Consider the following 24,168-nt stretch of genomic DNA (forward strand, 5'->3'; position numbering starts at 1 on the left):
GCTTGCATGACATTGCTCAATAAAGACGAACAGCAGCAGGTGGCCCACGCCATCGAAACCGTCGAGCGTCAGACCGACGCGGAGCTGGTGACGGTGCTGGCGACCAGTGCTGACGACTACACCTATGTGCCGCTGATCTGGGCCGGGGTCATTGCGCTGCTCGTGCCGGGGCTGATCAACCTGCTGACCGGTTGGCTCAGTGCCAATCATTTGCTGCTGGTGCAGGTTGTCACATTCATCGTCGTGGCGCTGGTGTGCCGCTTGCCGGGCATGACTACGCGGCTGGTGCCTGTTCGCGTGCGGCACTGGCGGGCGGGCAATCTGGCGCGTCGGCAGTTTCTTGAACAGAACCTGCACGCCACCGCCAATGGCACCGGCGTGCTGATTTTTGTCAGCGAAGCCGAGCGCTATGTCGAGATCATCGTTGACGACGGCATTGCCCGGCGGGTGGACAATGAAGTCTGGCGCGCGATGGTCGAGACCTTCACCCGGCAGGTCAAGGACGGCCGGATTCTGGAAGGTTTTGTAGGGTGCATCCGTTCGTGCGGCGACGTGCTGAGCGAGCACGTGCCCGTGACCCAGGCGCGCAACGAGTTGCCGAATCGGTTGGTTGTTTTAGACTGAGTCGTGCTTGATCGCTGCAGCGCAGATCTTGGCGGCCCATACGGCTTTCTGTAGGAGCCGGCTTGCTGGCGAACCCGATCGAGCAGTCAATATTGCAGCGCCTGACCAGACGAATTCGCCAACAAGCCGGCTCCCACAGAGGGGTGTCGCTGTGCGACCGCGTGGTGTCAGGACAAGAGGGATTCCCGCATGTCATCTGATCCGAATTAATTGCACCTACTGCTCACGACCCGCCTAAAATAGCGCCTCGCATTTCCGCTCCTGAGGCGCTTTCCGATGTCCGTTACCGCACCCGCCACCGTTCCTGCGCAGGACCACCGCGCTCAGTTCTTGAGTCTGCTGGACACCTGCCTGACGCAAAATTCGCTGATCAAACTGGTGCTGGCCAAGTACGTCGGAAGTGAAGCGGAGTTGCAGCGGGTCATCATCAAGCCCGTTACGGTCAAGGATCAGCCTTGCCTGTCCTTCGTCTATCGCTACAAGACACGCGACATCACCAAGAATCACCCCCTCGCCGAGGCGCAGACGCTGATCGCCAGCCTGCTACCCGAGTCCTTCAAGAACGCTCATCTGCTGTCGCTCACCGATGAAGTGCAGCTGGAGTTCAGCAAGAAGCGCAAGAGCACGCTTTTCCGCAACAAGGCCCAGCAAGAACGAGAAGCCCCGACCGCCGAGCATGACCGCGAGAAGAAGCGTTATCTGGAACTGAGCCGGCCGTTCCTGACCGACCTCGGCGTGACCAACAAGCAACACGAGCTGATCCCGGCGATGTCGCGCAAGTGGAAGCAGATCAACAAGTTCATCGAAGTGTTTTCCCACGCGCTGGCGACCTCACCGATCAAGCTGGACAGACCGGTCACGGTGGCGGATTTCGGTTCGGGCAAGGGCTATCTGACTTTCGCCATTCACGATTACCTGCGCAACACCTTGCAGGCCGAAGGCAATGTCACTGGCGTTGAGTTGCGCGAGGACATGGTCACGCTGTGCAACAACGCCGCCACGCAGCTGGAGCATCCGGGTCTGGTGTTCAAGTGCGGTGACGTGCGTTCGGTGGCGCCCAGCGAACTGGACGTGATGATTGCCTTGCACGCCTGCGACATCGCCACGGACTACGCGATTCACACCGGCATCCGCTCGGGCGCCTCAATCATCATGTGTTCGCCGTGCTGCCACAAACAGATCCGCCTGCAGATCCAGAGCCCGACCCTGCTCAAGCCGATGCTGCAATACGGTTTGCACATGGGCCAGCAGGCCGAGATGGTCACCGATGCCCTGCGCGCATTGCTGCTGGAGGCGTGCGGCTATGAAACCAAGGTGTTCGAGTTCATCTCCCTGGAGCACACCAACAAGAACAAGATGATTCTGGCGGTGAAGCGCGCCACCCCGGCGGATTCTGCCGAGCTGTTGGCGAAGATTCAGGAGCTGAAAGTGTTCTACGGCATTCAGGAGCAGTGCCTGGAGCGCTTGCTCCAGGCGGACGGACTGCTCGGCTAAACGCGAGCGGCGGCGACGGGTTTGGGTGCAATCACCGCTGTTTTGCGCCCGATGGCCAGCGTGACCACGACACCGGCGGCGAAGATCCAGGTCGTCGGGTCGATATGCTCACCGAAAAACAGCGCCGAGAAGGCCATGGTGAAGAACAGCTGCACCAGTTGAATCTGGCTGACCCGCGCGATGCCACCCATGGCCAGCCCGGCGTACCAGGCGAAGAAGCCGATGAATTGCGAGAACAGCGACACGTACCCGAACGCCCACCAGGTGCCGGGAGAAATCGGGCCTTGGTGCTGCCACGCCAGATAGCCGACGGGCGCGATCAACACCGGGATTGAGATCACCAGCGCCCAGCAGATCACCTGCCAGCCACCGATCTCCTTGGCCAGGCGGCCGCCTTCGGCATAACCCAGCCCGCCAATCGCTACCGCCCCGACCATCAGCAGATCACCGGCCTGAAGATTGCCGGCACCGCTGATCAGCGCGTAGCCCAGCACCAGAATGCTGCCCATGGCCGCGCAGGCCCAGAAGGCTTTCGACGGGCGTTCGTGGGAGAGCCATGCGGCGTAGACGGCAACCAGCAGCGGTTGCAGGCCATTGACCAGTGCGCCGTGGGAGGCAGGCAGGGTTTTCATGGCCCAGGCCGACAGTACCGGGAACCCGACGATCACCCCCAGCGCGACCACCATCAACGCCTTGAACTGCGCGCGGGTCGGCCATTTTTCTCTGCGCCACAGCAACAACGCCGCCGCCGGTACCGCCGCGAACAAGGCGCGGCCCAGCCCGTTGAGCAAGGGATGAATTTCCTGCACCACGATGCGGGTCATGGGCAGCGTCAGACTGAAGATCACCACGCCGATCAGTCCGAGGACCATTCCGGTGTTTTCACGAGAGGACATAGGGGGGCGTGCCTTGTTTTTGTTGGTGCGAAACGCACGCTTATTCAGCCACACAACCGGAGTGGCGGCCCTTTACAGATGCGTGCGGAATCGTCCGTACACTTTCCAAAGGCTTCCCGGCTGAAGCCGGTCCTACGTTTGAATTGCGTGCATCCAGCAAGTCGGGCAGTAGCCTTTGTAGGACCGGCATTACCCGGGAAGAAACTGCACTCAGTGGGACCGGCTTTAGCCGGGAATCGCGTACGGGAGGCGAGGGTGGAACTGCCGTTTTCGAGGATTTTGTGACTGCGGACGGAATCGTTATAAATGTTGGTGCAGAAGTTGAATGCAACGTTCCTGCAACAGTTTGAAGGTCAAATTGATGCCGTCGAATTCAGCCAGGAGAACCATCGTGTCGGTTATCGAAAAATGGGCGTTGCAGGGTGTCGTGTTATTCCTTTTCGCATGGATGGCAACGGCGGCAGCTCACTGGTCAGGCAGCGTCGTGCACACGACGGGCAGCGACCGACTCGCCGCCCTCAGCAGCATGCGCCTGACCACCGAATCGGTCGCCACCAGCGTCAAAAATCACACTCAGGGTGGGGCAGTGGTGGTGGGGTCGTTGTCGGAAGGTAACGAGTAAAGGGCAGGGGCTGGGAAGATTGGAAGCGATTCCCCTCAGCCCTTCTTCAACTCCAACGCTTCCTTCAACCGCGCCACCGGCACCGCAAGCGCCGGATCGCCCAGCGGGTGGGTGGTGGCGTTGAAGAATGTCAGCTCGATGTTCTGCCCTTCAAACAGTTCGCTGTAGCGGCGTTTCTGGTGCTGGATGAAGGCGTCACTGCGCGGCAGCACCGAGAGGGCGATGCGCTGGGGGCGGGCCTGGAGAATGGCGTTGAGGATGTGTCGATCCTGTTTCCCCAGCGAGTGGCCGAAGACGCACAGCGGGCCCTGATGCTGCGCCAGTTGGCCGTGGCAAAACGACAGATAGTCCGAACCGCGGATGATCTTCATCTTGTCGTCGCTGCGCCCCTCGCAGACAAACAGCGGCACATCCTCCAGCGCGTTGATCGCGAAACTGCCCAGCAGCGTGCTCTCCGAGGACATCAGCTTGCGCGCCGTGCCATCGAAGTTCTTCACCAGGTGCATGCCGCCGTGCAGGTACAACATGCGCGTCGCGTGGCTGTCGGTGCGGTGCAGGTTGAATGTCGCATCGTCGTCGAACAGATCATCGAACGGCTGCGCGCCATGCATCGCCGCCCAGTACGCCAGCAGGTCGTAATTGGTGGAATACACGGTCTGGTACTGGCTAAGGGCTTCGCTGATCCTGGCGATGGTCGTCGCTTCCATCAGGCGCCAGGGAATATGCGCCGAGCGGATGCCGTGAATCAGGGCTTCCTTGATCGCGAAATAGCGATTTCGTGGCGATGACGAACCAATTGTCAGTGCCGCATTGACCCGCATGGCGACTTTCAAGCCGCTGAGCACGGGCTCGAAATTCTCCGTTTCCATGGATTTGAACAGCGCCAGCTCGGTGGCGCTCAAGGGTTTGTTGCGCGTGGTCTGCGCCAGCTCGAACAGCGAGTCGTAGGCGAAGTTCTTCCACACGGCAAGACTGGCGCCGTTGCCCAGCAGCAGTCCCGAGCAGGGATTGGCGGCTTGCAGCGTGTTCCAGTCGGCCAGTTCGGCATCAAAATCCGTGAATTCCATCATCTCGCTTCGCTTTCAGGTGAGCAGGTACTGACCGGACGCCAGAACGGAGGGGACTTATAGAAACCCAGGTCGGTGTTGTCAACGCGGCATCCCGGCTTCCGCCCATTTTGCGGAGGGTGCCGCTGGTCTCGGTAACGTCTATAGAGTCAATGGCGGGTGTAAGGTTTTATCCGACAACCCATAACACTCTCTTGAATGAGGGGGAGATCATCATGCACACCGCACTGCTCAGCAAGACGCACTTCAATGGCTACGATGTGATTAACGTGAACAATGGGCCTTGGCGGGTCTGCACCCATCATGATCGATTAGGCTCGTTCTCCACTCGCGAAGAGGCCATGGCGTTTGCGGCCTCGTTGCCGGCCTATCAAGAGCGAACGGCGCTAGTACCTGCCACTAAAGCGCACTAATGACGCGATTTATCGCCACTTGAGCTCTGGTTGTGCCGGAGCTCAATCAGCCGTATATCAACGCGTGAATTGCACTATCCGTTTGGGAAGTTTCATGCAGCCTGCACGATTCCACCGTTTTCCGGTTTTTCTATCTGTTTGATTAATTGGGCTTTTCAATACTTCGCTGTTTCGGCACGCTCGGTGCAACTCTCATTACGAACCTGCAGGGTCGGCACTTAGATCGATCCGCTTACCGTGATACAGAGGAAATTCATATGAACGCTATCGAACTGTTGAAAGCCGACCACGAACGCGTAAAAGCGATTTTGACCCAACTGAGCGAGTCGACTGAGCGCGGTGTCAAAAAACGCACCGACTTGCTGGCCAAGCTGGAGATGGAAATCACCATCCACACCAAGATCGAAGAAGAGATTCTCTACCCGGCGTTCAAAGAGGCGGGCGGCAAAGAGCAGGACATCATGTACTACGAAGCCAAGGAAGAGCACCGCACCGTCGACGCTCTGGTGCTGCCGGACCTCAAGCAAACCGACCCTGCCACCCCGGAGTTTTCCGGTCGTGTGAAAGTGGTCAAGGAGCTGCTGGAGCACCACATCGAGGAAGAAGAGGAAGAGATGTTCCCGCAAGCTGAAAAGTTGCTGGGCAAGAAGAAGCTGGAAGAGCTGGGTGCGCAGATGGAAGCGATGAAGGCTGAGTACAAGAAGTCCCTGTCCTCGCCTAGCCTTGCGGCGTAGGCGTTGATGGCATGAACAAGCCCGGAGTCTTCCGGGCTTTTTTGTGGGTGACTGTTTGTGCCTATAGGCCAGGTGGAGATTTGCCCTGCATCCTGGTTCCTCTCAGGCCTGCTGCAACACTTTCAATGCGGCGGATGCGCAACCGACCTGTTCCCGGCTGAAGCCGGTCCCACAAAAAAACGCGAGCTTTGTATACCTGTGTATCCAGACCCCTTGCTGATACGTGCTGACTGAAAAGCTCCCCCTCGGTGACACACCGCAGATACGTGCAGCGCATTCAATGGTTCAAAGCGAAGAGCGGGGCCAGGTTTTAGCTACCCCGGTCAAGGCCCCGACCATGAATGCACCCTGAGGAAGCACCCCATGAACAGAATCAACGCGTCATTGCTGCTAAGCGTCTTTACGGCGGGCGCCCTGGCGCTGGGCGTTACCAGTGCGGCGCAGGCTGCACCGGCGAAGAATATCGTGCTGGTCCACGGCGCCTTTGTGAACGGTTCGGGCTGGAAGCCGGTTTACGAGATCCTGCGCAAGGATGGGTACAACGTCTCGATCGCTGAACACCCGCTGACGTCGTTCGCCGATGATGTGACGGCGGTGAAGCGCATCGTTGATCAGCAGGATGGCCCGACGATTCTGGTCGGCCACAGTTATGGCGGCGCAATCATCACCGATGTTGGCAACGACGCTCACGTCGTGGGACTGGTTTACATCGCCGCCCACGCGCTGGATCAGGGTGAAACCGAGGCGCAGAACGGCAAGCTGTACCCCAACGCTACCAAGGCGGTGAAGAAAACCGCTGACGGCTTCCTGTCCCTCGATCCTGGGTTCTACCCGGCGGACTTCGCGGCTGACCTGCCCAAGGCTCAGGCTGAATTTGAAGCCATTTCCCAGGAGCCGACCGCGGCGTCAGTGTTCACCACCCCTGCTGGCGTGCCCGCGTGGAAAACCAAACCTAGCTGGTACGCAGTGGCCGGGGCTGACCGGATCATCAACCCGGACCTTGAGCGCATGTACGCCAAACGGGCCAACAGCCACACCATCGAGATCAAAGGTGCCAGTCACTCGGTGTACCAGTCCCGTCCCCAGGAAGTGGCGGCGTTGATCGAACAGGCAGCGACCCACGCGGCGGATTGACGTATCGCGTTTACGACTGACCTGCAGCCCATGCAACGTCGAATGTCGCCATGAGCATCAGGCCACGTTGACAGCGTTTGAGCCGCCTATCAGGTCCACCGGCATCGGTTGCAAACGCCCGATCATGGGCTTGGCAAACAGGTAGCCCTGCATCAGTTCGACGCCCAGATCCAGCAGGGCGTCGCGCTCTTCGCAGGTCTCGATGCCTTCGGCCACAACGGTGATATTCAGACGCTTGGAAACCAGCACAATCCCTTCAACAATCGCCTGACGGACACCGTCCCGATCGATGTCACGGGTCAGCGCCATGTCGATTTTCAGAACCTGTGGCTGAAACATCGCCAGCATGTTGAGGCCGGAATACCCTGATCCGAAGTCATCGATGGCGGTGGTGAAGCCTTGCCGCGCGTACTCTTCGAAAATCGACTTGAGATGATTCGGGTCTTCGACGCGTTCGCCTTCGGTGACTTCGAACATGAGCCGATCCACCGGGAAGTCGAACGTTCTGGACGCTTCAAGGGTTGCGCGAATACACGTTTCCGCCCGATACACCGCTTTGGGCAGGAAATTGATACTCAGCTTGCAGTCTGGAATCGCGGGAAGGCCCAGCTGGGTAGCGAGCTCAATGGCCCTGACCCGGCACGCCTGATCAAAACGGTAACGGTTGCCGTCGTTGACCTGACCCAGAATGAATGCAGCGGACTCGCCGTTGACACCACGGACCAGCGCCTCGTAAGCGAAGGGCGCACCCGTGGTGACGTTGAAAATAGGCTGGAATGCCATGGTGAAGTCGAATCCCAGCGCTTCCAGATTTCGACACTCAGCGCAGCCAATGGATTCGAAGGTTGCCATGGGAATATGTTGCATGATCGTCACTGCCTTGAGGTTTCGTCGGCCGAAGTGTGAATTTCGAGCGACTGGTTTCTCCGTATCGGCAGCATGGTCGAAAACTGTGCTGCGGATTTTCAGCAGGTGATTAGCGGTAACGAAATCCACGCGTGAGACGGGTTTCGAAGTCATTTGACCTTGGACAGGTCGGAGGGTGAATCGCGGGTGTTTTGGAAGAGAAGGGCGGCTGAAAGGCCCGGAAACACTGGAGGAGATGGAGCGGGTAGAGGGAATCGAACCCTCAACTAAAGCTTGGGAAGCTTTCGTTTTGCCACTAAACTATACCCGCTTTTAAATCGACGCCTTTGGAGCGGCTGACTTTGTACCAGATGCCGCGTGTTAATTGAAGCGTTATATGCCGTACCTGCCAAATGTCATCTCGTTCACCCCTGATTCGCCGTCCACTGGCACTCATCAGGGTTCACAACAGACCCATTCTTCCCCTGCTCTGCTTGCCCTTTCATTCCCATTCCAATCACACCGCAAACGCCTGTTGCGACTGACCCGTTCTGTAGTGAACGCGGCGGGGTTCGGGCGTGGGCGTCAAGAAGGCGTGCAGCGCATTTTTCGATGCCAGGCATGCCGCCTTATTCTCCATGTCGAGAAAGTGCCCGGCATCCTGAAGGGTGCTGAAGTGGCAGTCGCGGATGTAGTGGGCGAAGTGCCGGGCGTCGGCCGCCGAGGTGTACTCGTCCCACGCGCCGTTCATGAACAGCACCGGCACGTTGATGCGCTTGGCCGCTTTCATCTGAGGGTGATTGCTCGCGTCCAGCACATGGTTGATGTGGTGGTGCATCTGCGCGTACTCGTGCAAATCCAGGGAGCTGACGTGCTTGTGGTTATAGCGCTTGAACAGCGAGGGCAGGTGTTTGCCCAGCGTGCTGTTGAGCAACTCCCCGACGCCGTGACGGTTATAGGTGCTGAAGTGTTGCTGGCCGCGCTCGAGGTAGTCGCGCAGAGGGTCGCTGATGACGGGGGAGAACGAGCTGATCACGGCCTTTTCGATGCGCTTGGGCCGGTGCGCCAGGGCGACCAGCGCCGCCGCGCCACCCCATGAGAACGACAGCAACAGTTCGGCGTTGAAATGGTCGATGAGCTCAAGAAGCAACTGACCTTCGAGCTCTTTGGTCAGCGGGCGTTCATGGGCATTGTGAGGTTTTGATTTGCCTGCGTAAGGCGGGTCGTACAGCACGACGTTGAATTGCGGATGAAGGTTGCGCACGGTCTGAGCGAAGGAGGTGGTCGTGGCGAGCGAGCCGTTGACCAGGATGATGGTCTTCTCGGCGGCGTCTGCACGATAGAGCTCCGTGTAAACCCGGAACTGGCCCTGTATATCCAGCACAGCGATTTCTGGCTTCATCTCCATGTCTCCTGACGAAAAAACGGGTGCGCGTAGACACGTTGCACGGGTTTCGTGACAGGTAGGCAATTGGGCGCAGGTTTCAGATCAACGCGATTTCATCGGCACTCAGGGCTCTGTACTGTCCGGGCTCGAGCGCGGAGTCGAGCATCAGTGGCCCCATGCTTTCGCGGTGCAACCGGGTCACCTTGTTGTCGAAGTGGCCGAACATGCGCTTGACCTGGTGGTAGCGCCCTTCGACGATGCTCAACCGCGCGCGATGACTGGCGAGAATGGTCAGTTCGGCGGGCTGTGTCGTCAGGTTCTCGAACGCGAAATAAAAACCTTCGGCAAATTTTTCGACGTAGTGCGCGCCGATTTCGTCTTCGGTCTCGACGTCATAGACCTTCGCCAGTTTGGTGGTCGGCTGCGTCAGCCGGCGTGACCACTGGCCATCGTTGGTGATGAGCATCAGCCCGGAGGTGTTGAAATCCAGGCGGCCGGCGATGTGCAGATCGTCCTTGTCGGGTTCATCCAGCAGGTCGAGCACGGTGGGGTGCTGCGGATCGACGGTCGCGCTGACGCAGCCCTGGGGTTTGTGCAGCATGAAATACCGGGCAGGTTTGCCGAGCTGGAGGACTTCGTCGTCGATCCGCACCTGACTGAATTCGCGCACCTCATGCAGTGGGTCTTTTACCGGCAACCCGTCAACCTGCACGCGGCCTGCGATCAGCGCCAGCCGTACATCCTTGCGGCTGAAGCGCGGCAGGTTGCTGAGGAAACGGTCAAGACGCATCGCGACGTTTCGCCTCAACGCCTGCGCATTGCGGGCAAAGACACGCCTGTCCACGCACCTCTTCAGGCAACGCTGCCAACACCGCCGGATCAATAGCGACGGTAAAACACCAGCAGGCTTGATCCACTGTGCGCGGATCAGCCAGGGTGCAGCGATTACTGGCGCCGCAAACAGGGCAGATGCGGGTGTCGATGATGGGAGTGTCCATGGACGGCGTGGCCTTCAAGTGTCGCGGGTGATGAACGCGCTGGCTTGCGCCAAACAGCGCCAGTCTTGCGTGCCGATCAGATGTACGCGGGATTGTAACGTCGCCAATGCTAGCGCGCGGTCCGACCTTGTGCCATGAGCTTGTGATTTCGGGCAACGCGCCTACGGGGTGATCGGCGACGGGCCCTTGGGTGCCACAAAAGAGGGGGAGCGCCCCAGTAGTGATCCCACGGCAGGGCAGCGGCAATGCACCAGCAGGATCTTGTCATAATGAATCCCTTGCCGATGCAATTCCCCGAACAGGTCCTGCAGGGTCGGGTTGGCCATGCCGAACCGGTTGCGCACGGTCAGCACATCCATGGGCGTTGCGGGGAGCGGGCTGGGCAACGGCGGCTGGTGACTGTTGCGCACGATCTGGCTGATGTCCCGATAACTCTCATAGTGCTCGCTCTGAAATTTCGCCAGGGTGTAGTTCTTGATGCGCCCTGGCAGCGAGGTGCCGGCCATCAGCGTGTCCCGGGCGATCAGGTCAGGAAAGGGCCCGACACCCGGGCCGGGCAGCGTCTGTGTACTGTTCAGCATCGCGTAGGGCCTAACCGACTGGCTGGCGATGCGGTGCAGCATCGGGTCAACCAGTTCATGGCCGTGGGGCGCGAAGGTTCGCAGTTCGGTGCCGTTGGGAATGGCCGTCGTGCGCGTCCATGGCAAGTAATACCCATGGCTGCTGACGACCAGCGTCCGTGCCTGGCTCCGGTCCGATGTCCACAGCAGAAACTTGCGCCCCAGCTTCCACACCTGAACCGCTGAGGTGCCGAATTCGGTGTTGCCCGCCACACGCCATGTCTTCATCAGCGAAGTCCCGTTGAAAAACGGCTTGATCAGCGTTCTGCGCGCCTGGGTCGCACGTCGCAGCCAGTCCCCGAAACGACGGGCAGGCAGAGCGGAATGATCTCGCGCAAGCCCCCGTCGAAGCCCCTGTTGCACCCCCCGCCCAAACCCTCGGCTCAGGGCAGCAGTCGGCGCTGCCAGTTTGCTGAACGCCTGGAACAGTCGTGGCGTGGCCGGTGCCATGTGCAACAGCCCCAGGGACAGAATGGCGAACAACGCCTGCCGACGTTCTTGCTGACGATCGCCCGGGAGATTCGCCGCCTGGACATTCAACGCAACGCTGGCCGCGCTGGCGGTCAACGCGGCGAGGGAGGCGGCCGGCAGCACCAGGGCCATCGGTGCCAACAGCAGTTGCAGGCGATTGAGGTGTTGAATCCAGGCGCCGAGGGCCTCCTCGCGGTCGGTCACGATGCTGTCCTCGGCGTCGTACCGGCTGTTAAGACGCAGGCCCTCACAGATGAATCCCATGGGCGAGCCGGACACCTCATGCTCGCACAGCTGATGCTGTCGGGCGGCATGGGTGTCCGGGTTGTACAGCGGCTCGGTCCAGGGGCGCAGCATCGAAACCGGTTCGGCCGGCGCACGAACGCCGCCCCACAGTTCGAGGATGTAGCTGAGCCTGGGGCGAAAACGGCGCGGCATGTAGTTGAGCACCGTCTCGCGCCATGCCGGGTTGGCGGCTGCGGCCTTCAAATGGCTGATCAACTGATGACGATTGCTGAATGGCACGAAGGGCGTGGACTGTCCGGCCTGATACAGCACCCCGCCTTCCTGGTCTGGAACGCTGATCATCAGCAAGCCGATGCAGGGAGGACAGTCAGCGCCCAGTGGCAGGCCGTTGCCCACATAAAAGCCTGCTGCGCTCCAGCGGATGTCTGCTGTCGCGGGACGCGGTTTTTCCGGCAGATGACCTCGCTGAACCTGCTCCACGGCATCGATGACCCTTCCGAAACTGTCCACGTCAAGATCGCCGGTCTTGAGGGCCAGCAGCGCCTGGCTGACGAACGTCGACCAGAGCGAACGCTCGATATCGGCGCGTTGCTGCTGCCAGAACTGATCGAGTCGGCACTGCATGAGTTCGAGAAAGTCGATGCCCTGAATGTACGCCTCGACGCTGGCCGCGCTGATATTCAGCTCCGCCTCGGGCGACCACGTCCCTTGGCCGCTCGGGTCTGCATAGACGACCCAGCGACCGCCTTCATCGTCGTACCCCTGAGGCAGATGTGCCATGAACCGACCCATCAATGCCTGACCCAGCGTGACGGGCGTTTCATCCGGCGTGACGATCACGTTCGCCGCGGCAATCCGCGCATGACCCCAGGGCGTCCTCGATGCGCCGGGCAGGTAGCGGACGAACACCCGCTGCGGGTCTGTGACCAGCGCGTGCATCTGCATCATCGGGACCTGATTGAACCGGGGCGACATCCGCCTGAGCCACTGGCCCATGAGCCGGTTCGCCACCCCGAGGGGCGCAGGGATTCGCGCCAGCAACGGCTCATGGTGCTGCCAGTGATCGAGGGCGCTGACCAAGGCCAGCGCTGGCTCGATGGGCATGAGCGCCGCGTGATCGTCGTCAATGAGTGCGTCGGGCGACTCAACCGCATCGTTGCCGGTCAGTGGTGCTGCCCAGAAACGTTGCTGGGCGACCCGCAGTTGCCTGAACACGTCATCCGAGGGAGCCGTCAGCGTGAGGAGGGTTTGCGCGCCCTCGAGGGAGAGATTCAGCCGATGCCAGGTCGATGCGTTTATCGCTTCCAGCACTTTGTCCGGCTTCCAGGGCGCGTCGTCGCTGATGTACTCATGGCAATGAGGCGCGCTGCCCAGCACATGGACATAGCAATGCCCCGTGGTGTTGGACCTTACATGGAAGATGCCGGGGATGATCTCGCCGTTCAGCGCCAGTCCGCATACAACCGAGCGTGCAGGCGGCCTGATCGGCTGCAGGTCCTGAAGGTGTTGCGGGAAACGTTTAAGCCCCAGCGCATCCAGCGCCAGCAGATGGCCCTCGTTATCGAGGCGCTTGCGTGAATGCAAACGGGTCACACCATCGAGAAACGCCAGCTTGGCGAGCATCTCCCATGTGTCACCGTGCCGCGCCCAGAACTGACACTGGATCTGCGCATGTTCTTCTGTCCATCGGGCTTTGATGAGCAGCTCGAAAAACACCGAGACGGTCAGGGCCGGCGTCGAAGCCGACAGCGGGCGATCAGCCTCGGCGCAGCGTCGAAGTGCGAGCAACGCGGGCGGGTTCAGCACTTCCCGGCCCAGCTCGCGCAACGTCAGGCGCAACTCGAAACGCTCTCGGCCATCGGCCTCCACGGCCGGCTCCAGCGCAGTGCTGAAGCGGATGTGCAGTTCATCGATGTCAATGGGGCCGCCAACGTGTGCCTTCAGCGTCTCCTCCAGCCTCTGATCCAGATGACGGACGACCGAGGGCGGAAACGCCAGATCGAGTTGCCAGGCCTTCAGCACCCAGACCGATCCGTACAGCAACTCAGCGACCGGGCTGGCGGCCTGGCGCATCAATCGTTTGTGGTTGAGCGTGTGAGGTTCTGCGGCAGGCGCGACTTCGGTGGGCTCCAGGGATTTTGCCGGCCGCACGTGCTCCGCGAACGGCGGAACGCTGAACGCGCTGCCATCGGGGAGGGTGTCGTTGGAGGTCAGGTCAAGGCCGCTCGCGGGATGGGAGCTGCTGCTGTCGTTCATGAAAAATCGCGCCACGGGGAAAGGTGCCCACTATGGCGCGATGCCGGGTTGCTATGGCGGTATCTATGTATTGCGTATGCGACCGTGTTTTATGCCTTTAGGAAGCTACGAGCCGCAAGCCACACGCTACAAGCCGTCACGGCGCGTGTCAGGCGCTGGTGTCCAGCACGACGACGCGTTGCCCGGCACGGACCGCCGAGCCAGGCTGCACGCGGACATCACTGACGACACCGGCATGGGGCGCCAGCAGCGGGATTTCCATCTTCATCGACTCCAGAATCACCAGCGTTTCGCCTGCCTCGACGCGCTGACCGACGCTGACCTGCACCTGCCAGAGGTTGCCGGCAATGTGGCTGTCGATGCTGGTCTGCCCGTTTTGCAGCGGGGTTTCTTCCGTGGATGCGGCCACCGCTTCGTCGCTCTCGAACGAGGCCTGACCGTTGGCAATCCAGCGCTCGCGTTCAGCGTTGAACGCGCTTTGCTGCTGACTGCGGAATGCCGCGATGCTCTGCGCTTCTTCGGCGAGAAAGGCCTGATAGTCCGTCAGATTGAGCGTGCTGTGCTCGATCTGCAGCGGGTAGCGACCGAGGGGGAAATCGCGGCGGATGATCAGCAGCTCGTCGGCGCTGACCGGATAAAAACGGATCTGGTCGAAAAACCGCAGCAGCCACGGTTTGCCATCGAACGCCGCCACCGCGCGGTAGCGGTTCCACATCTGCAGCGTGCGGCCCACAAACTGATAACCGCCAGGGCCTTCCATGCCGTAGACACACATGTACGCGCCGCCGATGCCGACGGAGTTCTCAGCGGTCCAGGTCCGCGCCGGGTTGTATTTAGTGGTGACCAGCCGATGGCGCGGATCCAGCGGCGTGGCGACCGGCGCACCCAGGTAGACATCCCCCAGCCCCATCACCAGATAGCTGGCGTCGAAGACGGTGCGGTGCACTTCGTCGAGGTTCGGCAGATCGTTGATGCGGCGGATGAATTCCAGATTGCTCGGGCACCAGGGCGCGTCCTTGCGCACGGTGGTCATGTACTTTTCGATGGCCAGTTGGCAGGCCGGATCATCCCAGGACAGCGGCAGATGAACGATGCGTGACGGCACCTCCAGGTTCTTGCTGGCGCAGACGCCATCCCACTCGCCGGCGACCACATCAAGCAGCGTGGTCAGCGGCAGTTGCTCGGGCTGGTAATGCACCTGCAGTGAACGAATGCCGGGCGTCAGGTCGATCACCCCGGTGAGCTGTTTGCTTTCCAGTGCCTGCATCAGCGCATGACCTCGGAAGCGCAGCACCAGGTCCAGTTCCGGCGCGCCGATTTCCAGCAACAGATGGGTATCGCCGGAAAGCCGGGCAACGAGGCGGGTGTCGTTTTCACCTATATCAAGAACGATGGGTGACTGTAGGAGCGCGCTTGCCCGCGAATGCGATGGCCCAGGCGCTAGACGTTCGTCGGATGTACCGGCTTCTTCGCGGGCAAGCTCACTCCTACAGAACGCCTCTCGGGCCGCTTCGACACTCACCGGATAAAACCGCACCTTGTCCCCGGCCTTGAGCTGCCCCAATTGCCACAAATCCGCCTCGATGATCGTCACCGGGCAGACAAACCCGCCCAGGCTCGGCCCGTCCGGCCCGAGGATCACCGGCATGTCCCCGGTGAAATCCACCGCGCCGATGGCGTATGGATTGTCATGAATGTTCGACGGGTGCAGGCCCGCTTCGCCGCCGTCGGCACGCACCCATTCCGGCTTCGGCCCGATCAGGCGCACGCCGGTGCGGCTGGAGTTGAAATGCACTTCCCAGTCGGTGGCGAAGAAGGTCGCGATGTAGCGCTCGGTGAAATATTCGGGAGCGGCGTGTGGGCCATAGATCACCCGGATATCGCGCACATCAGGCAGCTCAGCGATTTGCGCTGGCGCCAACTGTTCGCCTGCGCTGCGATCAACCAGCGGCGCGACATGCAACACGTCCCCCGCACGCAACGCCCGTCCGCCGTGACCGCCAAACTGGCCCAAAGTGAAGGTGCTTTTACTGCCCAGGTAATCCGGCACGTCCAGCCCGCCCCGCACGCACAGATAACTGCGCGCACCGGCGCCGGCGATCGTGCCGAGCACCAATGTCGATCCAGCAGCGACGAGCAACGATTGATTCATCGGCTGCGCGTCGCCATCCAGCATCAGCGGAATGACCGCGCCCGTCACGGCAATCACAGCATCGGTGTTAAAGCGCAGCGTCGGCCCGCTCATGGTGATTTCCAGCGCGGCGCAGCCTTCAGCGTTACCCACCAGACCATTACCCAGACGCAACGAGCGACTGTCCATCGGACCGGACGGCGGCACGCCCACTGCCCAGTAACCCAGACGCCCCGGATAATCCTGAACGCTGGTTTGGGTGCCGCCGCTCAGCACCTCGAAGGTGTCGGCGCGATAGGTCAGCCCCTCAAGGCAGCGGGTCCAAGGCTGGCCGCTGGCGAACGGCACGTCTGCGATGATCTGGCGCAAGTAGTCGCGATTGGTCTCGATGCCGTAAAGCCGCGTGTCGCTGAGGGCCTGTGCCAGACCGTCGCTGGCCGACGCCCTGTCCGGCGCCCAACTGATGACCTTGGCGATCATCGGGTCGAAGAACGGCGGAATCTCACACCCGGCCTCCACCCACGTGTCGATGCGCAGGTGTTTGCCGTCGGCGGCGGGGAAGTGCACCGAGGTCAGCAAACCCGGGCTCGGCTGGAAATCCCTACCCGGGTCTTCGGCGTACAAACGCGCCTGAATTGCATGGCCGACAGGCTGTAAACCCGCGCGCAATTCAACGAGCGGCGGCAGGTCGCCGGCCGCGAGCTGAATCATCCAGCTCACCAGGTCCACGCCCCAGACCTGCTCGGTCACGCCGTGCTCGACCTGCAATCGGGTGTTCACTTCCAGAAAGTAGAAGCGCTGATCGTCGCTGTCGAAGACGAACTCCACGGTGCCGGCGCTGCGGTAGTTGACCGCTTTCGCCAGCTTGATCGCCGCATCACACAGTTCATCGGCCATGCCGGCGGGCAGGTTCGGCGCAGGGGTTTCTTCGAGGACTTTCTGATTGCGACGCTGCACCGAACAGTCGCGCACGCCGAGGGCGATCACCTCGCCATGACCGTCGCCGAACACCTGCACCTCAAGATGACGGGCGCGCTGGATGTACTTCTCGATGAACACGCCGGCGTCGCTGAAGTTGTTCTGGCCCAGTCGCTTGACGGCCTCGAACGACTCGCTCAGCTCGCTGGCGCTGCGGCACACGCGCATGCCGATGCCGCCGCCGCCCGCCGTGCTTTTCAGCATGACCGGGTAGCCGATGGTTTCGGCAGCGCTTAACGCGGTTTCGATGCTGTCCAGCAGTTCGGTGCCTTCGAGCATCGGCACGCCGTGTTGTTTCGCAAGGGCACGGGCGGTGTGCTTGAGGCCAAAGACTCGCAGATGCTCAGGGGTCGGGCCGACGAAGGCGATGCCGGCGTCTTCACAGGCGTGGGCGAAGGCAGCGTTTTCAGACAGAAAACCGTAACCCGGATGAATGGCTTTGGCGCCGGTGGCTTTGGCGATGGCGAGCATCTTGTCCACCGCCAGGTACGTACCGGCGGCGCCACCTTCGCCCAGGCTGTGGGCTTCATCGGCTTGCAGGATGTGCAGGCTGGCAGCATCCGCTTCGGCATACACCGCGACGCCGCCAACTTGCAGGTCGCGAAGGGTACGCAGGATGCGGCAGGCAATGGCGCCGCGGTTGGCAATCAGCAGTTTGTCGAACATGGCATAGACCCCGGGGACCGATAGCGATCAACCCCACACTGGGTAGCGGGCCGTCCCGCTGTGGTACGCGTTGCACGAAGGCCGTCCCTCGCGCTGAAGCCTTGAAGCCCTGAACACTTGAAATCGTTGTCAGCGGTCAGTCCCAGACGAGCAGTTCCGCCGGCGTGGGGTTGTAGCCGTTGCACGGGTTGTTCAGCTGCGGGCAGTTGGAAATCAGCACGATCACGTCCATCTCGGCGCGCAGTTCGACGTACTTGCCGGCACCGGAAATGCCGTCTTCGAAGGTCAGCCCGCCATCCGCCGTGACCGGCACGTTCATGAAGAAGTTGATGTTCGGGCTGATGTCGCGCTTGCCCAGCCGGCCGTCATGGAGGCAGGCGCGCAGGAAGCTGTCGCGGCAGCTGTGCATGTGCTTTTTTTCCAGTGCGTAACGCACGGTATTGCTCTCTTGGGCGCAGGCGCCGCCGAGGGTGTCGTGGCGTCCGCAAGTGTCCTCGACGATGGTCAGCATCGGCTTGCCCAGGTTCGAATAAAGGACACTGCCCTTGCTCAGGTAAACGTTGTTCTGTCGGCGCAACGTGCGTTGCACGTCATAGCGTTCGCGGGGGTTGGCGAGGCTGTAAAACAGCGTGTCGACCGCCTGATTGCCTTCTAGATCGAGCAGGCGCAGGGTCTGCCCGGCCTTGAGCTCGGTCAGCGATGGCTCGCCTGCCGGGATGTGGGTGATGGACACGGGGGCAGAGGTCATGGTGCTGGTCATACTGGCCTCCTCAGGCGAACAGTCGATCGGTGTTGATGAAGCCGCGCACGTTTTCTTCGCGGGACGTGCGGCAGTGTTCGGCGACGCTGGGGTCAGCCTTCATCCAGCTCAACTGGACCGGCTGCGGCGCGTACTCGGGGTTGGGGTCCATCGGGTGTTGCAGGGCGGTCATGACCACCAGCGTGTCCATCGGCGCGTACAGCTCGATGCTGTCGCCCGCTTTCGAGTTGCCCGGTACGAAGCTCAGCGCGCCGTGATCATCGACGTTGACCCGGCTGAACAGGTTCAGCGTCATCAACAGATCGGACAGGCCCAGGCCCCATTTGCCCATCTCCACCAGCAGGTTGTCGGCACCGTTGCGGAAGAAGCCATTGCGCAGTTCCTGATAACGACCCTGGCCGTATTTCTCGGTGACCTCTTCGGCGCACAGCACGCCGCCGATGCTGTCACTCCAGCCGCAGGTGTCGGCGGTAATCGCCGCCAGCACGCGGCCCATGTCCGAATACAGACAATGGCCCGCCGTGAGCTTGGCGGTGTGTTGGCACTTGAGGCTGTCGGGCAGGTTCAGGCGCTCGGTTTTTTCATGGGCGTTGAACAGCGTCAGGCTGACGTTGGCATTGCCGTTCAGGTCGGTCAGACGCAGCAGTTCGCCGCGTTTGAGCACGAACGACAGGTGGCCGCCGCCGGGCAGCAGCTCTTCGGCAAACACGGGGAACAGCGTGGTTGAATCAGTCATGGGCAATGTCCTTCAAATCGTTTTCAGCGAATCGAGCGCCACCCGGGCGGCGCGACGATCGCTGTTCAGGGGAATGTCGTATGTGATGCGCGCGCCATAGGCGCCGGGGGCGTGGGGGTCGATGCGGACCTTGTCGAACACCAGCAGTCGAGTGCCGAGGTTGAAACCTTCGGACAGGTCATGGGTGACCATGAACACCGTCAGTTTCGTCTCCCGCCACAGTTCCAGCAGCAGCGCGTGCATGTCCTTGCGAATGCCGGGATCGAGGGCGCCGAAAGGCTCATCGAGCAGCAGAACCCGAGGCTTCATGATCAGCGCCTGGGCGATGGCCAGACGCTGCTGCATGCCGCCCGACAACTGCGTCGGGTACTTATCCAGCGCGTGATCGAGGCCGACCTTGTGCAACAGCGCCGCCGCCTGTTCGCGGGCATCCCGCTTGGCGGCGCCGAACAGTCGCCCGAGCAATGTCGAACGGGGCAGCTCCAGGCCCAGCGCGACGTTGTCCAGCACCGACAGGTGCGGGAACACCGAATAGCGCTGAAACACCACGCCACGTGTTGAGTCGGGTTCCTTAGCCAGCGGTTGGCCGTTCAGCAGAATCGAGCCTTTGCTCGCGACTTCCTGGCCCAGCAGCAGGCGCAGAAATGTTGATTTGCCGCAGCCCGACGCGCCCACCAGTGTGCAGAACTCGCCTTCGGCAATGCTCAGGTTCAGGCCTTCGAGCACCACCTGATCGCCGTATTGCTGCCAGACGTTTTTGACCGAAATAAAGCTCATGGGCGTGCCCCCTCGTACCACGGGAACGCTTTGCGGGTGAGGGCTTTGAGGCCCCAGTCCATCAGCCAGGCGAGGAGGGTGATCCACACCACGTAGGGCAGAATCATGTCCATCGCCAGATAGCGCCGCACCAGAAAGATCCGGTAACCCAGACCGTCGGTGGAAGCGATAGCTTCGGCGGCGATCAGAAACAGCCACGCCGACCCCAGCACCAGCCGTAGGGAGATCAGCAGGCGCGGCAGCAATTGCGGCAGCACCACCCGCAGGATCAGCGTCCAGGTCGAGGCGCCCAGGGTCTGCGCCTTGATCAGCAGTTCGACCGGAATCTCCCGGGCGCGCTGCTCCAGATCACGGGCCAGCACGGGCGTGATGCCGATGACGATGAGCATCACCTTCGACAACTCGCCCAGCCCGAAGACGATGAACAGGATCGGCAGAATCGCCAGCGGCGGCACCATCGACAGCACCGTTAGCAGCGGCGACAGCGGCGCGCTGAACAACGGCAGCACCCCCGACGCGATGCCCAGGCACAGACCGACCACCGCGCTGATTGCCAGGCCGATCGCCAGGCGCTGCAGACTGGCACCGGTGTCCTGCCAGAGCAGGTATTCGCCGGTGCGTTGATCGGGCACGAATGCCACGCGCTTGATCGCCTCGGTCATCTGCACGGCGCTGGGCAGCAGCTTGTCGTTGGGGTTTTCCGTCAGCCGCGTTGCCGAACCCGTGAAATAGGCGAACAGCAACAGGGCGAACGGCAGGAGCACCAGGATGAGGCGACTGGCGCGATCCGGGCGGCGGTTAATCAAGCGCATGGCAAAGACCTTTGGTTGTTACAGCTTGCCGTCGGCAGCCATCTGCACGTAGCTCGGGTCGAAGTGCAGCTTGAGGTTGCCCTTGTCGCCCTCGGTCACGCTGTTGGCGAAGGTCATGCCGACCGCGCTGGCGTCTTTGGCGCCTTCGCCGAGCAGCCCGTGATCGAAGGAGAAGTCAGCAACCTTGCGCATGGTCGCCGGCAGTTGCTTGCTGGTGGCGAATTCCAGCGCTTCCTTGGGCGTGGCGAACAGCTTGGTGGTGTCCAGTTGCGACTGGAAGCCGGCCAGATCGGTGCCCGACGCCTGGGCCATGTGCTCCAGCGCGGCTTTCGATTCGGCGGATTTGGCGTTCATCAGCGCCACCACTTCAAACCACGCGCCGGTCAGGGCTTTGCCCAATGCCGGGTTGTCTTTCAGGGTCTGGGTGTTGACGACCATCATGTCCATGATCTCGCCAGGAATCTTGCTGGAGTCGAAGACCTCGGTGACGCCAGGCTTGGCCTTGATCTCCGAGAGCATCGGGTTCCAGGTGGTGACGGCCTTGACCTCGCTGGTGTTGAAAGCGGCAGCGATGTCGGCATCTGAGGTGTTGACGACTTTCAGGTCTTTTTCGGTCAGGTCCACTGAATCCAGCGCGCGAGCGAGCAGGTAGTGGGACACCGACAGCTCGACCAGATTGACGTCCATGCCCTTCAGGTCGGCGACCTTTTTGCCGTCGCCCTTGATGACGATGCCGTCGTTGCCGTTGGAGAAGTCGCTGACCACCAGCGCCGTGCTTTCAACGCCACCGGCAGCGGGGATAGTCAGGGCGTCCATGTTGGTCATGGTGCAACCGTCGAACTGGCCGGCGGTGTACTGGTTGATGGATTCGACGTAATCGTTGAGCTGAGTGACTTTGATGTGGATGCCGTACTTCTTGGCCCACTTGTCGACGATGCCTTGGGTCCCTGCGTATTCCCATGGCATCCAGCCGGCATAAATGGTCCAGCAGACGTCGAAATCCTTTTTCGGAGCGGCGGTGGCCGAGAGGCTCAAAGCTGCGAAGACGCCTGCGGTGAGCAGGCTGAACAGACGGGACTTTTGCATGGGGTGTCTCCAGTAGCGAAAAGGGCGGTCAGGAGTACGGCGACACCACTGGTGTCCTGTCTCCCGGGCTTTTATCCCGCCGTGTAACCTCTACTGGAGGTCGCCAACTCTCGGACCAGCCACTCGCCTGAGGCGAGCCGGAACCCTAGTCGGCCATTGCAAACTGTGGTGCCGCGAACCTGAAATGACTCCTGCACACGATCCCTCAAGCGAGAGTTGTGCCAAGTTGTTCAAACCCTTGCGTTACCTGAGCCGGGAAGGCGTACGGGGTTTTACGACAGACGAAGCGTGCACTGATGCAGGGCGCCGTCTGGCGCCTGGGTACTGCGGTGGGGCACTAGGTCTGCAATTCGCAGTCTCAGTTAACGTTCTCGGCAGTTTCGAGAACGCCGACCAGCGCCGCTGGCTCGAGCTCTACCGCGGTCCGGGAGGCCGCCATGTATCGACGATTGCTTACCGCTTTGATGACGTTGTCCCTGGCAGGTTGTTACGGAGGTTATTACGAATCAGAAAGCTACACGCAGCCGATCTATAGCAGTAGCTACAGCAGCGGTTACGTGTACGACAGTTATCGCCCGGCCCCGGTTTATTCCGGAGGGGCGGTGTATTACTCCTCGCCGCGTTATTACTCGGCGCCTCGCTACTACGCACCGCCACCGCGTTATTACGCACCTCCACCCCGTTATTACGGGCCTGGATACGGCGGAGGTCGCCCCGGTTACGGTGGTCGCCCGGGTTATGGCGGCGGTAACTGGAATGGTGGTGGCGGTGGATACCATGGTGGGGGTGGCTATAACGGTGGCGGCAACGGCTATCGTCCACCGCCCCAAGGTCCACGGCCCGGAGGCGGCAATGGTCCCGGCCCCGGTGGCGGCTGGCATGGCAATCCCGGCGGGGGCGGTGGCGGCCCACGTCCTGGCTTTGGGCCCGGTGGCGGCGGTCACCGAGGAGACGGCGGTTTCGGTCGCGGCGGCCACGGCGGACCGGGCGGCGGCAATCGCTGAGTAATACAAGAACGGCGCTCCGAGGAGCGCCGTTTTTTTATAGAATTGAATGTATAACCCCTGCGACCAAGGAGTACGCAGTCCAATCGTAGGACCGGCTTCAGCCGGGAAGGGGTCGGTAGGGGCACCCTCACGTATGGGGTGTGAATGTCAGGCTCAATACTCCGACAAATCCGCCAGCGGGTGGCGGCCTTCCCAGGCCTTTTCGAAATGCGCATCTACCACCGCCAGCGGGATGGCTGAAATGTCCTTCCAGTGCCAGTGGGGCTTTTGATCCTTGTCGATCAGACGCGCACGCACGCCCTCGGCGAACTCGGGATGTCGGCAGCAGTTAAGGGCCATGGTGTATTCCATCTGGAAGACTTCGGCCAGTGACAGATGCCGCGCCCGCTCGATCTGCTCCCACACGAGATGAGCGGTCATCGGGCAGCCTTCGGTCAGGGTTTTCGCCGCCTTGGCCAATAACAGGTCATTGCCATTCAGGTGATGTTTCAACGCACTCCAGGCACTCGGTGCGTCGGCGACATCCAGCAGCTCATCAATCGTCTCGCGCCGAGGCAGCCATTGCGCGACGGGCATCTGATCCACCGCCTCCAGTTGCAATGCCCGAAACAGGCTGGTCAGTTGCACTTTCGTCTGTTCCTGCCAATTGAGCTGCAGCAGCCGGTCGATCATTTCCTCTTGCTGATCATCCAGCAGAAAACGGTCGGCAAGCCCGAGATCCAGCGCGTCACGGCCGTTGATGTGCGCGCCGGTCAATCCAAGAAACAATCCCAACTTGCCCGGCAGTCGCGACAGGAACCAACTGGCGCCCACGTCAGGAAACAGGCCGATGCTGATCTCCGGCATTGCCAGCCGGCTGCTCGGCGTCACGACCCGAATGTTCGCCCCTTGCAGCAAGCCCATGCCGCCGCCCAACACATAGCCGTGGCCCCAGCAAATCAGCGGTTTGGGATAGGTGTGCAGCGTGTAATCCAGTCGATATTCCGCTGCGAAAAACTGTGCAGCCAGCGGCGGAACCGCGCCCGGCTGGCCACGCCCGGCGTCGACCAGCGCACGCACGTCGCCGCCGGCGCAGAAGGCTTTTTCGCCATTGCCGCGCAGCAACACGCAGACGATTTGCGGGTCGCTGGCCCAGTCGTTCAGGCGGTCCTGCAGCGCCAGAATCATCGGCAGCGACAGGGCGTTGAGGGATTTTTCCGCATCCAGCGTGGCGATGCCCAGGCGGGCACCGTCCGTGGCGGTGAGCTCTTCAAATTGCAGATTCATCGTGACCTCTTGTCAGTGGTACGGGGATCTATCGAGAGTTGTGAGTCCCCTCGACGCCCGGAAGTTGCAAATCGGCGGCTGTGAACGAGTGTAGAAAGATCCGACGGCGCCGCGCTGGAAATAATCAGCCACAGTCCCTAA

At 61.3% G+C, this 24,168-nt stretch carries 21 protein-coding genes, 1 tRNA gene and 1 riboswitch; of the genes, 7 read left to right on the forward strand and 15 right to left on the reverse strand.

The features are described from left to right. Nucleotides 1-6 precede the first annotated feature (6 nt). Complete coding sequence (locus EC919_RS06800) at nucleotides 7-624, forward strand: TPM domain-containing protein (protein WP_133772391.1); 618 nt, start codon at nucleotides 7-9, stop codon at nucleotides 622-624. A gap of 276 nt (nucleotides 625-900) precedes the next feature. Further along, nucleotides 901-2,118 carry a class I SAM-dependent methyltransferase gene (locus tag EC919_RS06805; RefSeq protein ID WP_133772393.1) on the forward strand — a complete coding sequence of 406 codons (1,218 nt, stop codon included), beginning with the start codon at nucleotides 901-903 and terminating at the stop codon, nucleotides 2,116-2,118. On the opposite strand, the gene EC919_RS06810 is transcribed toward EC919_RS06805, so the two are convergent. After that, the gene (locus EC919_RS06810; RefSeq protein ID WP_133772395.1) at nucleotides 2,115-3,014 is read right to left on the reverse strand and encodes a DMT family transporter; all 900 of its coding nucleotides are present in this window, start codon (nucleotides 3,012-3,014) and stop codon (nucleotides 2,115-2,117) included. The genes EC919_RS06805 and EC919_RS06810 overlap by 4 nt on opposite strands. 391 nt (nucleotides 3,015-3,405) lie before the next feature. Between EC919_RS06810 and EC919_RS06815 the strand changes: the two genes are divergently transcribed. Then, nucleotides 3,406-3,636 carry a hypothetical protein gene (locus EC919_RS06815; protein ID WP_133772397.1) on the forward strand — a complete coding sequence of 77 codons (231 nt, stop codon included), beginning with the start codon at nucleotides 3,406-3,408 and terminating at the stop codon, nucleotides 3,634-3,636. A gap of 35 nt (nucleotides 3,637-3,671) precedes the next feature. On the opposite strand, the gene EC919_RS06820 is transcribed toward EC919_RS06815, so the two are convergent. Further along, on the reverse strand, nucleotides 3,672-4,703 hold the full coding sequence (locus EC919_RS06820; protein ID WP_133772616.1) for a DUF4917 family protein: 1,032 nt from the start codon (nucleotides 4,701-4,703) through the stop codon (nucleotides 3,672-3,674). 215 nt (nucleotides 4,704-4,918) lie between these two features. On the opposite strand from EC919_RS06820, the gene EC919_RS06825 reads away from it, so the two are divergent. The 3 genes from EC919_RS06825 (at nucleotide 4,919) to EC919_RS06835 (ending at nucleotide 6,984) form a co-directional block, all read left to right on the forward strand. Continuing rightward, entirely contained in the window at nucleotides 4,919-5,116 is a 198-nt protein-coding gene (locus EC919_RS06825; protein WP_133772398.1) for an SPOR domain-containing protein, read from the forward strand. A gap of 257 nt (nucleotides 5,117-5,373) precedes the next feature. Next, nucleotides 5,374-5,850 (forward strand): hemerythrin domain-containing protein, encoded by a 477-nt coding sequence (locus EC919_RS06830; protein ID WP_133772400.1) that lies wholly within the window; start codon nucleotides 5,374-5,376, stop codon nucleotides 5,848-5,850. Nucleotides 5,851-6,213: 363 nt separating this feature from the next. Next, a complete protein-coding gene (locus EC919_RS06835; RefSeq protein WP_133772402.1) occupies nucleotides 6,214-6,984 on the forward strand; it encodes an alpha/beta hydrolase in 771 nt (256 codons plus the stop codon). Nucleotides 6,985-7,041: 57 nt separating this feature from the next. On the opposite strand, the gene EC919_RS06840 is transcribed toward EC919_RS06835, so the two are convergent. From EC919_RS06840 to EC919_RS06895, 12 genes are all read right to left on the reverse strand, one after another. Then, entirely contained in the window at nucleotides 7,042-7,851 is an 810-nt protein-coding gene (locus tag EC919_RS06840; protein WP_133772404.1) for an EAL domain-containing protein, read from the reverse strand. Between the two features lie 236 nt (nucleotides 7,852-8,087). Then, nucleotides 8,088-8,161: transfer RNA gene (locus EC919_RS06845), tRNA-Gly, on the reverse strand. Nucleotides 8,162-8,347: 186 nt separating this feature from the next. Beyond that, nucleotides 8,348-9,232 (reverse strand): alpha/beta fold hydrolase, encoded by an 885-nt coding sequence (locus EC919_RS06850; protein WP_133772406.1) that lies wholly within the window; start codon nucleotides 9,230-9,232, stop codon nucleotides 8,348-8,350. An 82-nt stretch (nucleotides 9,233-9,314) separates the two neighbouring features. Further along, nucleotides 9,315-10,007 (reverse strand): pseudouridine synthase, encoded by a 693-nt coding sequence (locus EC919_RS06855; protein WP_133772408.1) that lies wholly within the window; start codon nucleotides 10,005-10,007, stop codon nucleotides 9,315-9,317. Further along, nucleotides 9,997-10,215, reverse strand: coding sequence for a cysteine-rich CWC family protein (locus tag EC919_RS06860; protein WP_133772410.1), 219 nt, complete (start codon nucleotides 10,213-10,215; stop codon nucleotides 9,997-9,999). Before EC919_RS06860 ends, EC919_RS06855 begins: the two co-directional genes overlap by 11 nt. A 161-nt stretch (nucleotides 10,216-10,376) precedes the next feature. After that, nucleotides 10,377-13,808, reverse strand: coding sequence for a dermonecrotic toxin domain-containing protein (locus tag EC919_RS06865; protein WP_133772412.1), 3,432 nt, complete (start codon nucleotides 13,806-13,808; stop codon nucleotides 10,377-10,379). 148 nt (nucleotides 13,809-13,956) lie between these two features. Then, the gene (gene uca, locus EC919_RS06870) at nucleotides 13,957-17,583 is read right to left on the reverse strand and encodes an urea carboxylase (protein ID WP_133772414.1); all 3,627 of its coding nucleotides are present in this window, start codon (nucleotides 17,581-17,583) and stop codon (nucleotides 13,957-13,959) included. Between the two features lie 136 nt (nucleotides 17,584-17,719). Then, nucleotides 17,720-18,343, reverse strand: coding sequence for an urea amidolyase associated protein UAAP2 (locus EC919_RS06875; RefSeq protein ID WP_133772416.1), 624 nt, complete (start codon nucleotides 18,341-18,343; stop codon nucleotides 17,720-17,722). 10 nt (nucleotides 18,344-18,353) lie between these two features. Beyond that, entirely contained in the window at nucleotides 18,354-19,079 is a 726-nt protein-coding gene (locus EC919_RS06880) for an urea amidolyase associated protein UAAP1 (protein ID WP_133772418.1), read from the reverse strand. 12 nt (nucleotides 19,080-19,091) lie between these two features. Then, entirely contained in the window at nucleotides 19,092-19,856 is a 765-nt protein-coding gene (locus tag EC919_RS06885) for an ABC transporter ATP-binding protein (RefSeq protein ID WP_133772420.1), read from the reverse strand. Then, a complete protein-coding gene (locus EC919_RS06890) occupies nucleotides 19,853-20,668 on the reverse strand; it encodes an ABC transporter permease (RefSeq protein ID WP_133772422.1) in 816 nt (271 codons plus the stop codon). Before EC919_RS06890 ends, EC919_RS06885 begins: the two co-directional genes overlap by 4 nt. An 18-nt stretch (nucleotides 20,669-20,686) precedes the next feature. Then, nucleotides 20,687-21,754 (reverse strand): putative urea ABC transporter substrate-binding protein, encoded by a 1,068-nt coding sequence (locus EC919_RS06895; protein ID WP_133772423.1) that lies wholly within the window; start codon nucleotides 21,752-21,754, stop codon nucleotides 20,687-20,689. 58 nt (nucleotides 21,755-21,812) lie between these two features. Beyond that, nucleotides 21,813-21,914, reverse strand: a riboswitch (guanidine-I (ykkC/yxkD leader). Between the two features lie 277 nt (nucleotides 21,915-22,191). On the opposite strand from EC919_RS06895, the gene EC919_RS27090 reads away from it, so the two are divergent. Further along, the gene (locus EC919_RS27090; protein ID WP_166650491.1) at nucleotides 22,192-22,758 is read left to right on the forward strand and encodes a hypothetical protein; all 567 of its coding nucleotides are present in this window, start codon (nucleotides 22,192-22,194) and stop codon (nucleotides 22,756-22,758) included. A gap of 156 nt (nucleotides 22,759-22,914) precedes the next feature. Here the strand turns inward: EC919_RS27090 and EC919_RS06905 are convergent, their stop codons facing one another. Further along, nucleotides 22,915-24,027 carry an enoyl-CoA hydratase/isomerase family protein gene (locus EC919_RS06905; RefSeq protein ID WP_133772426.1) on the reverse strand — a complete coding sequence of 371 codons (1,113 nt, stop codon included), beginning with the start codon at nucleotides 24,025-24,027 and terminating at the stop codon, nucleotides 22,915-22,917. Nucleotides 24,028-24,168: the final 141 nt, after the last annotated feature.

This window comes from Pseudomonas graminis (genome assembly GCF_004364335.1).
In the GTDB taxonomy this organism is placed as follows: Bacteria; Pseudomonadota; Gammaproteobacteria; order Pseudomonadales; family Pseudomonadaceae; genus Aquipseudomonas; species Aquipseudomonas graminis_D.

What these genes read in the sequence shown, in the direction of transcription:
- EC919_RS06830 (WP_133772400.1), top strand. Translation starts at nt 5,374, where the DNA reads ATGAACGCTATCGAACTGTTGAAAGCCGACCACGAACGCGTAAAAGCG.
- EC919_RS06905 (WP_133772426.1), bottom strand. Translation starts at nt 24,027, where the DNA reads ATGAATCTGCAATTTGAAGAGCTCACCGCCACGGACGGTGCCCGCCTG.
- EC919_RS06890 (WP_133772422.1), bottom strand. Translation starts at nt 20,668, where the DNA reads ATGCGCTTGATTAACCGCCGCCCGGATCGCGCCAGTCGCCTCATCCTG.
- uca (WP_133772414.1), bottom strand. Translation starts at nt 17,583, where the DNA reads ATGTTCGACAAACTGCTGATTGCCAACCGCGGCGCCATTGCCTGCCGC.
- EC919_RS06875 (WP_133772416.1), bottom strand. Translation starts at nt 18,343, where the DNA reads ATGACCAGCACCATGACCTCTGCCCCCGTGTCCATCACCCACATCCCG.
- EC919_RS06820 (WP_133772616.1), bottom strand. Translation starts at nt 4,703, where the DNA reads ATGGAATTCACGGATTTTGATGCCGAACTGGCCGACTGGAACACGCTG.
- EC919_RS06805 (WP_133772393.1), top strand. Translation starts at nt 901, where the DNA reads ATGTCCGTTACCGCACCCGCCACCGTTCCTGCGCAGGACCACCGCGCT.
- EC919_RS06880 (WP_133772418.1), bottom strand. Translation starts at nt 19,079, where the DNA reads ATGACTGATTCAACCACGCTGTTCCCCGTGTTTGCCGAAGAGCTGCTG.
- EC919_RS06865 (WP_133772412.1), bottom strand. Translation starts at nt 13,808, where the DNA reads ATGAACGACAGCAGCAGCTCCCATCCCGCGAGCGGCCTTGACCTGACC.
- EC919_RS06840 (WP_133772404.1), bottom strand. Translation starts at nt 7,851, where the DNA reads ATGCAACATATTCCCATGGCAACCTTCGAATCCATTGGCTGCGCTGAG.
- EC919_RS27090 (WP_166650491.1), top strand. Translation starts at nt 22,192, where the DNA reads ATGTATCGACGATTGCTTACCGCTTTGATGACGTTGTCCCTGGCAGGT.
- EC919_RS06810 (WP_133772395.1), bottom strand. Translation starts at nt 3,014, where the DNA reads ATGTCCTCTCGTGAAAACACCGGAATGGTCCTCGGACTGATCGGCGTG.
- EC919_RS06855 (WP_133772408.1), bottom strand. Translation starts at nt 10,007, where the DNA reads ATGCGTCTTGACCGTTTCCTCAGCAACCTGCCGCGCTTCAGCCGCAAG.
- EC919_RS06825 (WP_133772398.1), top strand. Translation starts at nt 4,919, where the DNA reads ATGCACACCGCACTGCTCAGCAAGACGCACTTCAATGGCTACGATGTG.
- EC919_RS06850 (WP_133772406.1), bottom strand. Translation starts at nt 9,232, where the DNA reads ATGAAGCCAGAAATCGCTGTGCTGGATATACAGGGCCAGTTCCGGGTT.
- EC919_RS06800 (WP_133772391.1), top strand. Translation starts at nt 7, where the DNA reads ATGACATTGCTCAATAAAGACGAACAGCAGCAGGTGGCCCACGCCATC.
- EC919_RS06835 (WP_133772402.1), top strand. Translation starts at nt 6,214, where the DNA reads ATGAACAGAATCAACGCGTCATTGCTGCTAAGCGTCTTTACGGCGGGC.
- EC919_RS06885 (WP_133772420.1), bottom strand. Translation starts at nt 19,856, where the DNA reads ATGAGCTTTATTTCGGTCAAAAACGTCTGGCAGCAATACGGCGATCAG.
- EC919_RS06860 (WP_133772410.1), bottom strand. Translation starts at nt 10,215, where the DNA reads ATGGACACTCCCATCATCGACACCCGCATCTGCCCTGTTTGCGGCGCC.
- EC919_RS06895 (WP_133772423.1), bottom strand. Translation starts at nt 21,754, where the DNA reads ATGCAAAAGTCCCGTCTGTTCAGCCTGCTCACCGCAGGCGTCTTCGCA.